A 14,432-nucleotide genomic window follows, 5' to 3' on the forward strand; every position below is an offset into this window, starting at 1 on the left:
AAAGTGCTTTGCATGCATGATGTTAGTACTAGATACTATGGAGTTAGTATAGTTTTATGGACACAAAAACGTTAAGTACTTAAAATGTACTTAGAAAGGTTGTGTCCGGATGGGAAACAAAAATACAGGCAAAAAATATACTCAAGATTTCAAGAAGATGATCGTTGAACTCTACCGTTCTGGTAGCTCTGTCAAAGAACTTAGTAATGAATATGGCGTATCGGAAGTAACTATTTATAATTGGAATAAGAAGTACTCTCCTATTAAAACAGAAGATGGTTCAAGCCTTACGGCTGATGATATTTCTAAGATGCAAAAGCAGATGCTTCGTCTTCAAGAGGAGAATGAAATCTTAAAGAAGGCTATGGCCATATTCGCGAAAAAGTAAATCCAGACGAGCTAACTGGCTTCATCCAAGAGAAAACGACAGAACATCCAGTGTCACTTATGTGTGAGGTATTGAATATACCTCGCAGTACATATTATCAATCATTAAATAAGGTTGAAACAAAACGTGAAAAAGAAAATAGACAAATCACTGAGCGAATGATAGCCATCCATAAAGAGAGTAAAGGACGTTATGGGGCTCCAAAAATTCACCATCAACTAACAGAAGAAGGAATACATATCAGTTTGAAACGTGTCCAACGTTTAATGAAAAAAGCTGATATCCACTCTATTGTTAAAAAGAAATTCCGTCCATATAGTTCAAATGAGAAAGTTGTAAATCGAGAAAACATCTTGAAAAGGGATTTTTCAACTTCATCAATTAATGAAAAGTGGGTAGCTGATATAACTTATGTGCATACGGTGAAAGACGGATGGTGCTATTTAGCATCGGTGATGGATTTACATTCGCGAAAAATTGTCGGCTATTCCTTTTCAGATGAAATGACAACAGATGTCGTAATAAAAGCTCTAGAAAACGCTTACGTAACTCAATTACCACCCGAAGGGTTAATTCTACATACTGACCTAGGTTCACAATATACAAGCCAAGCATTTACTGATCGTATTAAATCTTATGGTATAACACACTCCTTTAGTCAAAAAGGATGCCCTTATGATAATGCCTGTATTGAATCATTCCATGCTATATTGAAGAAAGAAGAAGTAAATCATGTTCAATATCTAGACTATAATACTGCCAATATCGCCATCTTTGAATTTATCGAAGCTTGGTATAACAGAAAAAGAAAGCATAGGAGCATTGCTTATAAAACACCTCAAGCAATAGAAGAACTATTCAAAGACTCTGCATAAAACTTAATCTTTTTGTGTCCAAGATATTGACTCAAGTTCACTATTTTATTAATATTACTTATTGGCTTAACCATATTTCATTATAATAAAACAAAAAAACTGATCCAAATCTCTGATACATTAGTATATCCTACGCCAAAAGACCTGCAACAACACGGCATGTTAGTCGACGGCATGATCATTACAAATCACTCCTTTGCATCCAAACAATAGAAAATAATCAAATGAACTACTTTTAGCATGACACTAATACTAACTACTGTTTTGGTTTTGGGTTATATAAACAATAAAAGTATGATTGAGACTTTCCCGAACCTCTTTTTAATAACTATTCTCGTTACTTAGACGGGTGACAGAAGTATATTTGCAGTATTGCAAGAAGGAATGCTAGTAAAAGGCAAAGTGTATAAATGGGAGCAATTTAACTGCTTCAATGTTCCAAGAATGAGTAGGTGGCATGAATACGTTGGAATCCATAACAGGAAAGCTTCACATCATCCATCCTTCCAAAAAAATAAGAATAGTCAGTATAGTAATTGACAATGTTAATTTTTGTTTACTAAATGCTGGTTTGAAGGAAACAGATGATACTAATTCATGTAAATCTCAGTGGTTGCAAAGGTTAACTACGTTATTAATAATATATAATAAAAATCAAACAATCATTTTTTCCTTATACTAATTAAAGCTAGCCTTTGGGATAGGCTAGCTTAATTTTTTCTTATTGCTGTTTTCGCATTGGTCTTTTTTTCGAATTAAGAAATAAACACATTCGCAACTAGAGTTGGGGACATCTATTTGACATCTATTCTACTGTAATCAATGATATATATAAATAATTTGTTAACAAGAACAAAATTTTAGAAAGGCCCTCCTAGATATAACATTCAATGACTATAAAGGTAAATTTCGACGTTTAAAAACGAATACTGCTAAAATAAACATGATTACGCCAATACTCAATAGAATAAGAGATGAAGAGAATACATCTCCTTCACCAATAGCAATCTGACTCGGTTCATACAGCGAGAACAAAGTGATATTTCTCAACCAGTCTAAGTCAGTGCTTATTTTCCCTGCCATATCTAACCCATAAAAGAGAAAAGTCAATCCACCGGCAAGACCAAATGCTAGTTTCTCATCGTTCAGCAGGGCAGAAATAAGGAAAGAGTAGCCTCCAACTGCGAAAAACAATAATAATCCAACTATATTGATCTTAAAAAATACGTTGGTTCCAATTGCATATTGGTCATCAATAAGCCATTCTCCTCCAATAACACCACCGATGAATGTTAAAAAAACAATGATTATTAATCCACTAACTAATACTGCTATTTGTGTAATTACGACTGAACTACGTGTGACTTTGGTTGAAAGTAAATACGCCATTGAGCCTCTGTCAACTAGTTTTGCAATTAGTTGCACAGCTGTCATCACACTAAATACTCCTAAAATAATAGGAAAAAACAAACCAAAATACTCTACAGAAATAAATTCGCTATAAGTCCCGAAAGACTCAAGTCCAAATGCTTGTTTTAGAGCATCTGGATATATTTCTAACATATCATTTATTTGCTCAGCGTTGTCAGCAATAAATGGATATAAGGAAGTCATTAGAATAACATAGAGAGCTGACCCTACTCCGAAGCTTAAAAACCCCTTAACATTCGATTTGATCATTTGTTTATATAGTGGTGCATTCACTTTATCCCCTCCTTTGAATCATAGTAATTCATAAAAATTTCCTCAAGGCTTTGGTTGCTTACACTCATATTGGTAATATCGTAATTACCTAATTCTTTAATTAAATCATTATAATTCCCTTGAATGACAACCCGAGCTACTCCATTTTTTATTACTTCTACCGTAAGCCCGGAAGCTGTTAATCTTTCAATATCATTTTCATTTACAAAAGTAATTTCAAAGATTTTTCTTTGCATAGATTGGAGTTGATGTATATCTTTTACTGTAATGATTCGACCATCCTTAATGATTGCTGCTCGATCACAAGTCCTTTCGATTTCTGCAAAGCTATGTGAAGACATTAAAAACGTTTTCCCCTTTGCCTTTTCTTCTAGCACAATATCAATAAATATTTTTTGCATTAAAGGGTCTAAACCTGATGTCGGTTCATCTAGAATTAAGATTTCTGGATCATGCATAAATGTGACAACAATACCTATCTTTTGTTTCATTCCTTTTGACATTTTTCTAATAGGTGTTTTAGGATCAAATTGTAGTCGCTCAATTAACTCATCACGCTTTCTAAAGTCTTTAATTTCTTGCATTCCCGCCATCATATTAATAAATTCCATCCCACTCATACCTTCTAAAAATGAAATTTCTCCAGGTAAATAACCTACGTAGCTACGTGCCTTGCCTTGATCTTCCCAGCAATTTACGCCATTTATTGAGGAAAAGCCTCGTTGTGGTTTCATAAACCCCATTAAATGCCGTATAGTAGTAGATTTACCAGCACCATTCGGGCCTAAGAAACCGAAAACCTCTCCTTTATGGACTTCAAATGATACATCAAATATCCCTTTGTCATTGGAAAATTGTTGAGTCAGGCCGTTGACTTGAATCACTTTGCACTCCTCCTTAAATTTTATGAAATATATGATATGTTTCATTACATTAATTTTAAATTTTTAAAATGTTAAAGTCAATGGTATAATGAAATATATTAATTGAAATATTTCATAATATTACGTGAGATAAAAAGGTGATAGTTTAATGAATGGGTTTGAAAAACGAGCACAACGAATCAAAGACAGTATTAAGAATGCCACTTTGGAATTATTGAGTAGTATGGAGCCAAGAGCTATTCGGATTACTGATATAGCTAATAAAGCCGACGTATCACAAGTCTCAATTTATAATCATTTTGGCAGTAAAGAGGAGCTAATCAGAGAGGCGCTAAAATCGTTCTACTTTCAACATCTAGAGGAATACGAAAAACTAATTTCAGAAGGATCGAAGTCATTTAAGGAAACAATAAGTTTCATTCTATTTCAAAAAAGAGGGACCATACAAAAATTCTCTGCAAAAAAATTAAATGAATTATTGCTGCAAGACCCTGAAATGAATAAGTTTGTAAAAGAAATTTATTCAACTAAAGTGTTTCCCCTTTTCTTAGAAATGATTGAAAAGGCGAAAAGAAACGGTGAAATAGCTAATGATATTGCACCATCTTTAGTAATTTTTTATTTGAACATGTTTAGTGAAAAGAGTGAGGAAATGCTCCAGTTGTCAACTTCATATTCAAGTGAAGAGCAATTTATCGAAGATCTTACTAATTTATTTTTCTATGGCATAGCAGGAAGACGATGATCATTGACCACCTTATTCAAGGTGGTCAATACTTTAGTCATTTCGTTTTTGCCGGCTGTGTAGTATTTTGATGTTGTTTGTTGTTTACTTTGTTATTAGGGTTGTTAGGTGCAAGCTCCTCTGCAAATTCGAAATTTGGCAATGGTGACTTAACATTTGCATTATTAGTCATTCTTTCAGCCATGCGTTTCATCTCATCACCTAGCTGTGTCATCGTCTTGTTATTTCTCATCCTTACCATTCCGAGTAAAGCAGGAACGGATAATGCTACTACCGATGCACTCATTGCAACCCAATTGTTCCTTCTTCGCTTTCTAAAGCGATTCACCAGTCGTCCAGACCTTTTACCTACGTTAAACATCGTTGACATCCAACGCATATTGTTCATAACAGTTATCCCCCTTCTCTTCAAAATTAACTTTTTCCGGATTGTTCTAACCAACAGCATTAACGAAAAAAGCCTTATTAATTTGAAGAAGAGCATGTACACTCATCGTACACATATATTATTTTTTCTTATTGTATGACACAATATTTGTGTTAACATTTTACACAAAGATTTGAATCGTCAGAGGAACAACTAACTTAAATTGTTTCAACACAGGATGATGCTTAATATGTATATATAGCGATATTTTTTCTCCTTGGATAGAGTCACATCTTCTTACCATTTTATTCGTAAACTATCGTAATAACGTTTACGAATAGAGCCACCCGATGCCATTTCCGTTATTAGTAAAAATATTCACTAACTTACACCAAAGAATTGATGTAAATAAACAAGTCCATCTACAAATGAAAGGGCAAAACACTAGTTCAGCCTAATTAACATATATCTCAATAATACAAACTGACTATATGCAAAAAAGCATAAGCAATATACTTATGCAAACATCATAAATTCAGGCTAATTTCTCCCTATTTTTAGTGTGCTGGATGAATAGTTCACAATTATCATTTATTCCAACTAGACATATATGCACGATCTTCTATTTCTAGCGCATTGCTGACAACCTTTAGTGGTTTAAATGTATCAATCATAACTGCGAGCTCCGCTGTTTCCTTTTTACCTATACTTGCTTCTGTTTTCCCAGGGTGTGGACCGTGAGGAATACCACTTGGATGAAGCGTAATTGAACCTTCATCAATCCCTTTTCTACTCATAAAATTTCCATCAACATAATATATTACTTCATCGCTGTTAACATTGCTATGATAGTATGGTGCAGGAATCGCATCTGGATGATAATCATATAATCTTGGCACAAAAGAACAGATGACAAAGTTATGTCCTTCAAACGTTTGATGGACTGGTGGCGGTTGATGGATACGACCCGTAATTGGTTCAAAATCATGTATGCTAAACTTCCACGGATATAAATACCCGTCCCAACCAATAACATCTAGCGGATGATGTTGGAAAATATGCTCAGTCATACTTCCTCTAGCTTTAGTTAATACTGAAAAAGCACCTGTTTGATCATACGTTTCTAATTGAGCTGGTCCATGTATATCCCGTTCACAAAATGGACTATGTTCAAGAAGTTGGCCGTATTCGTTACGATATCTACGTGGAGATGTAATTTGACTATTCGTTTCAACGAAGAGAAATGTTTGCATCACTTCTGTATTCGGTACAATCCGATAAATGGTACCAATTGGAATAACTATATAATCTCCTTCTTCATAATAAATACTACCGAATATTGTTTCAATTTTCCCTGAACCATAATGAATGTAAAACAGTTCATCACCATCTCCATTACGGTAATAATGCTTCATTGCTATTTTTGGCTTTACGACTCCGATAAGCAAGTCTTCATTACCTAACAAATATTCGCGACCGAATAAAGCATCACTTGTCGCAGTACATTTTTCAGTTCTTAAATGCCGATGCATTAATGACGAATTTTCTTCAAATTTTATTTCAGGATTTGAAAAATGTTTCGTTTCTAAAACTTTCGTTGGCATGTTGTGATGATATAATATTGATTGTGTTCCAGAAAACCCTTTTGTGCCCATTACTTGTTCACGATATAATGTACCATCTTCTTTTTTAAATTGTATATGGCGTTTCTTTGGAATTGAGCCCATTTGCCTGTAGTACACAAAGATCCCCCTTTACTCTACAATTGTATTTTTTAAGATCCCTAAGCCAGTGATCTCTAGTTCAACTAAATCACCAGGCTCCAACCATCGTTGTTTTTCAGGTCCAAGCTCTAAAATACAACCAGTTCCTACCGTGCCTGATCCTATAATATCACCAGGATATAGTGTTACATCCTTCGATGCTCTTTCTATCATTTGTGCGAATGAATAATAAATAGTATTAAAATTGCCAACAGATGTCGTGCTGCCATTAACCTTAGCCACCATCTGTAAATCATAAAGATCTCCTATTTTATATTTTTCAAGTTCATCTTTCGTAACAATATAAGGGCCTATTGATGTAGCAAAGTCCTTTCCTTTTGCAGGACCTAAACCTACCTTCATTTCTTTCGCTTGTATATCCCGAGCACTCCAATCATTCATTATTGTGTACCCGAAAATATAATCTTCCGCTTCTATTCGCGAGATATTCGTTCCTTGCTTACCGATAACACATGCAATTTCAAGTTCATAATCAAGACGATTACAATTCTTTGGTTTTTTAATAAGCTCATCAGGTCCAGTGATCGCTTGATGGTTTGAAAAGTAAAAAACTGGCATCTCATACCATTCAGGAATAACTTGAAGCCCCCTCCTACTTCTTGCTGTTTTCACGTGATCTTCAAAGGCATAAAAATCTCGAACACTTGGTGGCTTTGGTAGTGGAGCACAAATATTAACTTCTTCTAGTGCGTAAATAGCATCATTACACAGATGTACATTATTCAGTAGATTGATATATGAATCATAGTTTTCAATAAAATGTAATAAGTTATGTGGAAGCTTGCCACCACTAACAGCATGCATGTCGACTATTTTTTCTTCATGTAACCATCCGGCTCTCTCAATACCTGCTTCCGTCTTGAAGGTGACATATTTCACTTTTGTCCCTCCTTAGTCATTAAGTTATATTAGCTTTTTATTATTACTGTTAATAACGAATTTCCACTATTAATCAAGACTATTTCTCTTTACTTATATTGTTTCTTGTTAAAATAAATGTGTCGCTATTTGCACGAGTGTACGCATGCCCTGCTAATCTACCGACTGGATTTAACTTACTAGTATTAATTTTTCCATCCTCGTACAAATTGTCTGCAACAGAAACTAATACAACTTTTCCAACAACTAAGCTGCCTGACCCTGGGTGAGAACCGTAATGATGTAATTCATGCAGTTTACATTCCAAATGTATCTTACACTCTTGAACTCTTGGTATTTGTATTTTTTGACCAGCTTCTTTGCCAAGTCCCGCTATTGTAAACTCATCAACCCCAGGTGAATACTCTGTTGCACATTCATTAACTTGTGAAATAATGTCCTCGCTTACAATATTAATGATAAACTCCTTAGTCTTTTCAATATTCCTCAAGGTGTCCTTTTTCCCACCGTCACTTCCTCTAACCATAGGAGCAAAACATATAAGCATAGGATTAGCACTAATACATGTAAAAAAACTGAAGGGGGCAAGATTTGCCCGTCCCTCTTCATCAACTGTAGAAACAAATGCAATTGGACGTGGCAAAACAGACCCAACTAACAACTTATAAGCGTCCTGCCATGAAATATCGCTTGGCTCGATCTGCAAATGCACTCAACTCCTCAAGTTACTATTAGTATAATAAGACTCGAAATTTTATGTTTTTCTATATTAAATACATATGTTAGATAAGACTTATGGGATTTCACCGTTTTTATAAAGTAAAGTGATCACGTTTACTAGCTGAATATACGGTAATTTCCTGGTACAAAAAACAACAATGCATCATTGTGAAAATTATTCCTTACAAATTCCCGCGTCTTTCTTGTTCGCGTTCAATTGACTCAAACAACGCCTTGAAATTGCCTTCACCAAAGCCCTTGGCACCTTTTCTTTGAATAATTTCAATAAATAATGTTGGACGATCGACTATTGGTTTTGTGAAGATTTGTAATAAATAACCTTCATCATCACGATCTACTAAGATTTTTAACTGTTTCAGCTTCTCAATTTCTTCATCAATTTCCCCAACACGTTCAGATAACATTACATAATACGAATCTGGTGTCTCAAGAAACTCAATTCCATTTTCTTTTAACGATGAAACAGTTTTTATAATATCTTCCGTTAATAAAGCGATATGCTGCACACCCGCTCCGTTATTAAACTCTAGATATTCTTGAATTTGAGATTTACGCTTCCCTTCTGCAGGCTCATTTATCGGGAATTTAATTCTACCACCATTGGTCATCACTTTTGACATTAGCGCGGAGTATTCTGTGCTTATATCATCATCATCAAAATGAATTAATTGCTTAAAGCCCATTACTTCTTCGTAATAAGTAACCCATTGCTCCATCTCTTCAACGTTTCCTACAACATGATCAACTGCAATTAAACCAGCATCATCATATGGTATATTCATATTAATTTTTTCGAAACCTGGTAAAAAAGTTCCGTTATAATTTGTACGTTCGATTAAACTATGAATTGTGTCACCGTATGTACCGATGACCGCCTTTTTAACTGATCCGTTTTCATCCGATAATATAGTTGGCGGTAAAAGTTCAATGGCTCCACGGCTTACTGCTTCACTGTATGCTTTATCTACATCGTCTACAACTAATGCTACATCCCGTACACCATCGCCATGTTTTTTAACAAAAGAAGATACTCGACTTTCCGATTCTAATGTACCTGTTAAAATATATCGAATATTATTTTGTTGAATAACGTACGAGATAGTTTCTCTATTCCCTGTTTCTAAACCAGAATAAGCTATTGGTTTAAAGCCAAATGTTCTACAAAAATAGTGACATGCCTGCTTCGCATTCCCAACATAAAACTCAATATAGTCTACATCTCTTACTGGAAAAAATTCCTCTTGCTTCTCAACAGTTTCTAACAATTGTTCTTTCATTCACATAAACCTCCTATTTTTCATAAAATAATTAATTTTCTTAATTTTATAATAGTAAAAAAATGGTGTATGACTCAAGAGTATACTGTGAAGCCAAAACGCTTTAGTTGAATACAGAAAAGCTAGTTACTCAATTAAGAGATAACTAGCTTTTTAGCCTTATATACATATATTATTTTATCTAAGAAAACTTAATAATTGAGAATATTGTTAAGAATAAAAGCCACCGTTCACATTTAACACCTGACCATTTACATAATTAGATAATGGCGATGCTAGATAGAAGATACTTTGTGCAGCTTCTAAAGCTGTTCCTGCTCTTTGTTGAGGAATAGACATTTGAATCATCTGCCTCATATTTTCTGGAATGCCAATTGCAACACCATTAATAGATTCACCCTTTTCTTTTGGTTGTGTTAGCCTCGTTTCAACCATACCAAATGCGACTGCATTACAATTCACATGATAAGGTGCCCATTCTCGAGCAACTGTTTTCGTTAAGCCGATTAAGCCAGCTTTGGCAGATGAATAATTCGCTTGCCCCACATTGCCCATCACTCCAGCTACTGATGTGACATTTACTATCTTCCGATAATGATCAACACCTTTTGCCACGTCATCTTTATGAGCATTTCTTAAATATGGTGTTGCTTCACGGATAAGTCGAAATGGAGCAAATAAATGAATATCGACCATGGCTTGAAATTGCTCATCTGTCATTTTATGGATCATCCCATCCCATGTGTAGCCAGCATTGTTCACCAAAATATCCAGCTTGCCATAAGCTTGAATCGTTTCATCCATAATCTGTTTTGGAAACTCTGAAGAAGTGACATCTCCATTAACTGAAATAGCATCTCCACCTTTTTCTTTAATTGCACTAACGACTTCTTCGGCAGGTTCTTGATCTTTATCTGACACAACAACACGAGCCCCATGTTCAGCCAGCAATTCAGCAACTTGCCTTCCAACTCCTCGTCCAGATCCTGTAATAATTGCAACTTGATTTTCTAACATTTTCATTACCTTATCTCCCTTCCTTGTCTCTATTTTCGTTTAGGCTGTTTTCACTTTGATCTTTGATTTTGTTCTAAAAAATTATCGTAACATCATTTTCTCATTTTTTATAAAGTCAAATGCATCAACTTTCTGTCACTGTCTCAAACTAGTCTCAATAGCAGCAAAGTCTACTATGGGCGTGTTCAAAAAGAGGAAAAAAGACGTAAAAGAATATGGATGGATAACTCCGAGTACCACAATTTTTTTAATGTGCTAGAAAGGGACAAACAAGACTAACACAGTTATTCAAGATTAAATTTCCTCAGATTTATTTAATATCTTTACTGTGTCTAATTTTTCAAAACTTCAAAGTCACCTTTAAGCTTCAATTCCTCATTTTCATTTTGTACCAATATTTTTCCGCACATTATGGTTTCTCCATCTTCGTTTTTTTCTTCTACAATCTTTCCGGAAATTGACAGCTTCTCTCCTGGGAAAGTCATTTTGGAAAATCTTACTTTAAATTTTCGTAAATCTTTTCTTGGAAACCATTGTGTAAGTGCATCACCAGCCAGTCCCATAACGAGCATACCGTGGGCTATAACATCTGGTAAACCTACACTTTTTGCAATTGGTACAACTGTGTGAATCGGATTAAAGTCACCTGATGCTCCAGCATATTTCACGATTTGCGTGTGAGAAATATTGTCTTTCTCTATCACTTGAAGATCATTCATAAATTGAATCCTCTCCTCTATAATCATTTTAGTTTTTATGTCATATTAGATACTAGACCAACGGTGAGCTTACATTAATCCACTCAAGTGGATCAGAGTAAAAGTAGCGTATTAATGCCGCTCAATAATAACCGATTTTCCAATTAATACTATTTCTTTATCAGCGTTAGAATATGTTGTTTCTATCGTAATAAAATTCATATTTCTCTTTGTCGTAGCATGAACAACTTGACTTACTGCTGTTACTACATCCCCAACAAAAATCATGCTGACATATTCATATGATTGTTCACCGTGTAACACTTTCAAAGCGTCTAAATCAAGTGCGTTTACTAATGAATCAAAGTCAGCACCACCCCACATATCAATAACTGTTGAAAATGTTGGAGGAACTGGTATTTTAACATAGCCCTGCTTTCTTGCTTCTTCAGTTGAATAATAAATCGGATTATTATCCCCAATTGCTAAAACAAATTCTTTCACTTTTCCTTGTTCGACAGAAAATGTGTATGGTTCAAACTTCATTCCAACTTTTGTAGATATGTCTTTTAGCAAAACTCATCACTCCTTTATCATTTACTAGTAAACTAGTAATATTGGTAACTATAAGATCGTGACATTTTATTAAACTGGAATGTACAAAGATATACTTTTACGAAGCTTTATACATCGTTACTACAACAGCACCACCTAATCCAAGATTATGCTGTAAAGCAATATTAGCACCTTCAACTTGTCTTTTGTCTGCTTGACCCCTTAGTTGCCATACGAGCTCCGTACATTGCGCAAGACCTGTTGCACCAAGTGGATGCCCCTTTGACATTAGTCCTCCAGAAGGATTAATAACAAATTTCCCACCATATGTGTTATCCTCATCGTTAATGAACTTTTCTGCTTCACCTTCTTGACAAAGCCCCAGACCTTCGTAAGTAAGTATTTCATTAGGTGTAAAACAATCATGCAATTCAACTACATGGACTTCCTCTGGTCCAATTCCAGCTTGTTCATATAATTGTTTTGCCGCACGCTTTGTCATGTCTGCTCCAACTAGATTGATTGGGTCTTGAAAGGTTGAAATTGTATCTGTTGCCATCGTTTGTGACACGATTTCAACAGCATTACCAATTCCTTTTTTCCTCGCAAAATTCTCAGTACAAACAATGACAGCGGCTGCACCACAAGATGGTGGACAAGCACATAATCTTGTTAAATGCTCTGGATAAACGACTGGGGAGTTTAATACTTCATCAACTGTTAGTTTGGTATCAAAAATGGAATAAGGATTATTGACAGCATGACTTCTTGTCTTTACAGCGACCTTAGCAAAAATATCTGGGTTAGCACCGTATCTACGTAAGTATTCGTTTCCAGCCTCACCAAAAATGCGCAAAGTTAACGGGAACCCTTTAGTTTGTGGAGTTAATTCATCTAATTTATCTTGAAACAGATCAAGGGGTGATGTACGATCATTCCATACAGATTGCAATGCACCAGGTTTCATTTCTTCAAAACCGAATGCAAGAACACACTCAGCTGACCCTGACTCAACAGCTTGACGTGCTAAAAAAAGCGCTGTTGATCCACTTGAACAATTGTTATTTACATTTACGACTGGAATACCAGTCATTCCTACTTTATAGATTGCAGCTTGACCAGAAGTGCTTTCGCCATAAACATAACTTGCAAAAGCTTGTTGTACTTCGTCAATGCCTATTCCAGCATCCATTAATGCCCCACTAATCGCTTTTGCAGCCATATCCTCATACGGATCATTTTTACCTGGTTTAGCGAACTTCACCATATCAGCTCCAATTATTCTTGCTTTGCTCATAATACCATAACCTCCCATGAATTCCTGTTAATGTTTAATTCACCCGATAATTCCATCTTTCTTATAAGAGCTTATTTGACCTTTCTTCAATCCTAATTCTTCCAAGACTTCATCAGTATGATAACCTAACTGGCTACCTACATGACTGTATGATGGTTGAAATGAAGAAAACTTAATAGGACAAGCAAGTTGCTTTTGACTTCCTCCTTCATCCTTCGGTACGTCAGCTATCATATTACGCGCTTTTATTTGTGGATGATGAACGGCTTCAGAAAAATGAAGAACAGGCTCTATACAAGCATCGAATTTATTAAATATTGATATCCACTCTTCGTAGGTTTTTAATCGAAATATATACTTTAATTTGTCTTTAAACAATTCCATATCCTCTTTACTCATGCTTAAACTAAGAGATAACAATTCCTCAGCTCCGACAGCTTCGCAAAGTTGCTTTCTAAAGTTCGGTTCAAGGCTTCCAACAGAAAAGTAACGTCCATCTTTAGTCTCGTAGTAATCGTAGAAAGTTCCACCATTTAGCATTAATGCTTCTGCTTCTGGCTCTACTTCACTTGCTAGGTACCCAGCACCAGAAATCCCATTCAAAGCAAATGCTGCATCTGTCATGCTTACATCAATTGACTGCCCTTGACCTGTTAATTGTCGGTGATATGCTGCAGCTAATATAGCAATAACAGTATGATGGGATCCTCCTGCTACGTCTGCTATTTGAATCCCATAAGGGGTTGGAACGGACCCCTTTCTAGCTGAATAGCTAGTAACTCCTGATATGGACAAATAGTTATTATCGTGTCCTGCTCTATTACGATACGGCCCTGTTTGCCCGTACCCTGTTAATGAGCAATATATTAACTCGGGGTTAATTTGTTTTAGCTCATTATAACCAAGGCCCAATCTATCCATGACACCTGGTCGAAATTGTTCTAACACTATGTCGTATTTATGAATTAACTTTTTTACTATATCTATTGATTCTTCTCTCTTTAAGTCTAGAGCAATAGCACGCTTTGAACGATTCAAGTATTGATGTGCTACTGAATCTTCGCCATCGATAGGTGGTGTCATGCGTAACAAATCTGGCCTTGATGGAGATTCAACTCTTAAAATATTTGCACCTAAATCTGCTAAAAACATCGTCGCATATGGTCCTGGTAGCAGCCCAGAAAAATCAAGAATATTTAGCGAAGATAAAAGAGACATATG

At 35.3% G+C, this 14,432-nt stretch carries 14 protein-coding genes; 2 read left to right on the top strand and 12 right to left on the bottom strand.

The features are described from left to right. Positions 1-109: 109 nt before the first annotated feature. Positions 110-1,263, top strand: a protein-coding gene (locus V1503_RS22950; RefSeq protein WP_410629288.1) for an IS3 family transposase whose coding sequence is annotated in 2 segments (ribosomal slippage) — positions 110-362 and positions 362-1,263 — 1,155 coding nt in all. Because the reading frame shifts where the segments join, the coding sequence is not laid out codon by codon here. An 894-nt stretch (positions 1,264-2,157) separates the two neighbouring features. Here the strand turns inward: V1503_RS22950 and V1503_RS22955 are convergent. Together V1503_RS22955 and V1503_RS22960 are read right to left on the bottom strand one after the other, a co-directional pair. Beyond that, the gene (locus V1503_RS22955) at positions 2,158-2,967 is read right to left on the bottom strand and encodes an ABC transporter permease subunit (RefSeq protein ID WP_214481832.1); all 810 of its coding nucleotides are present in this window, start codon (positions 2,965-2,967) and stop codon (positions 2,158-2,160) included. Next, positions 2,964-3,851 (bottom strand): ABC transporter ATP-binding protein, encoded by an 888-nt coding sequence (locus V1503_RS22960; protein WP_410629289.1) that lies wholly within the window; start codon positions 3,849-3,851, stop codon positions 2,964-2,966. Before V1503_RS22960 ends, V1503_RS22955 begins: the two co-directional genes overlap by 4 nt. 148 nt (positions 3,852-3,999) lie before the next feature. Here V1503_RS22960 and V1503_RS22965 point away from each other — a divergent pair, with 148 nt between their 5' ends. Continuing rightward, positions 4,000-4,596 (top strand): TetR/AcrR family transcriptional regulator, encoded by a 597-nt coding sequence (locus V1503_RS22965; RefSeq protein WP_410629290.1) that lies wholly within the window; start codon positions 4,000-4,002, stop codon positions 4,594-4,596. Between the two features lie 37 nt (positions 4,597-4,633). Here the strand turns inward: V1503_RS22965 and V1503_RS22970 are convergent, their stop codons facing one another. The 10 genes from V1503_RS22970 to V1503_RS23015 form a co-directional block, all read right to left on the bottom strand. Then, complete coding sequence (locus V1503_RS22970) at positions 4,634-4,984, bottom strand: hypothetical protein (RefSeq protein ID WP_214481835.1); 351 nt, start codon at positions 4,982-4,984, stop codon at positions 4,634-4,636. Between the two features lie 566 nt (positions 4,985-5,550). Next, positions 5,551-6,705 carry a homogentisate 1,2-dioxygenase gene (locus V1503_RS22975; RefSeq protein WP_410629291.1) on the bottom strand — a complete coding sequence of 385 codons (1,155 nt, stop codon included), beginning with the start codon at positions 6,703-6,705 and terminating at the stop codon, positions 5,551-5,553. A 12-nt stretch (positions 6,706-6,717) separates the two neighbouring features. Continuing rightward, on the bottom strand, positions 6,718-7,626 hold the full coding sequence (locus tag V1503_RS22980; protein ID WP_410629292.1) for a fumarylacetoacetate hydrolase family protein: 909 nt from the start codon (positions 7,624-7,626) through the stop codon (positions 6,718-6,720). Between the two features lie 79 nt (positions 7,627-7,705). Beyond that, on the bottom strand, positions 7,706-8,332 hold the full coding sequence (locus V1503_RS22985) for a flavin reductase family protein (RefSeq protein ID WP_410629293.1): 627 nt from the start codon (positions 8,330-8,332) through the stop codon (positions 7,706-7,708). 196 nt (positions 8,333-8,528) lie between these two features. Beyond that, positions 8,529-9,644, bottom strand: coding sequence for a 4-hydroxyphenylpyruvate dioxygenase (hppD, locus tag V1503_RS22990; protein WP_410629294.1), 1,116 nt, complete (start codon positions 9,642-9,644; stop codon positions 8,529-8,531). 210 nt (positions 9,645-9,854) lie between these two features. Next, on the bottom strand, positions 9,855-10,667 hold the full coding sequence (locus tag V1503_RS22995; protein ID WP_410629295.1) for an SDR family NAD(P)-dependent oxidoreductase: 813 nt from the start codon (positions 10,665-10,667) through the stop codon (positions 9,855-9,857). Between the two features lie 326 nt (positions 10,668-10,993). Then, positions 10,994-11,380 (bottom strand): MaoC/PaaZ C-terminal domain-containing protein, encoded by a 387-nt coding sequence (locus tag V1503_RS23000; protein WP_410629296.1) that lies wholly within the window; start codon positions 11,378-11,380, stop codon positions 10,994-10,996. Between the two features lie 111 nt (positions 11,381-11,491). Next, entirely contained in the window at positions 11,492-11,935 is a 444-nt protein-coding gene (locus V1503_RS23005; protein ID WP_410629297.1) for an FAS1-like dehydratase domain-containing protein, read from the bottom strand. Positions 11,936-12,032: 97 nt separating this feature from the next. Continuing rightward, on the bottom strand, positions 12,033-13,211 hold the full coding sequence (locus V1503_RS23010) for a lipid-transfer protein (RefSeq protein WP_410629298.1): 1,179 nt from the start codon (positions 13,209-13,211) through the stop codon (positions 12,033-12,035). A gap of 39 nt (positions 13,212-13,250) precedes the next feature. Next, on the bottom strand, positions 13,251-14,429 hold the full coding sequence (locus tag V1503_RS23015; RefSeq protein WP_410629299.1) for a CaiB/BaiF CoA transferase family protein: 1,179 nt from the start codon (positions 14,427-14,429) through the stop codon (positions 13,251-13,253). Positions 14,430-14,432 lie beyond the last annotated feature (3 nt).

This window comes from Nanhaiella sioensis (assembly GCF_046557775.1).
Taxonomy (GTDB): Bacteria; Bacillota; Bacilli; order Bacillales; family SM2101; genus Nanhaiella; species Nanhaiella sioensis.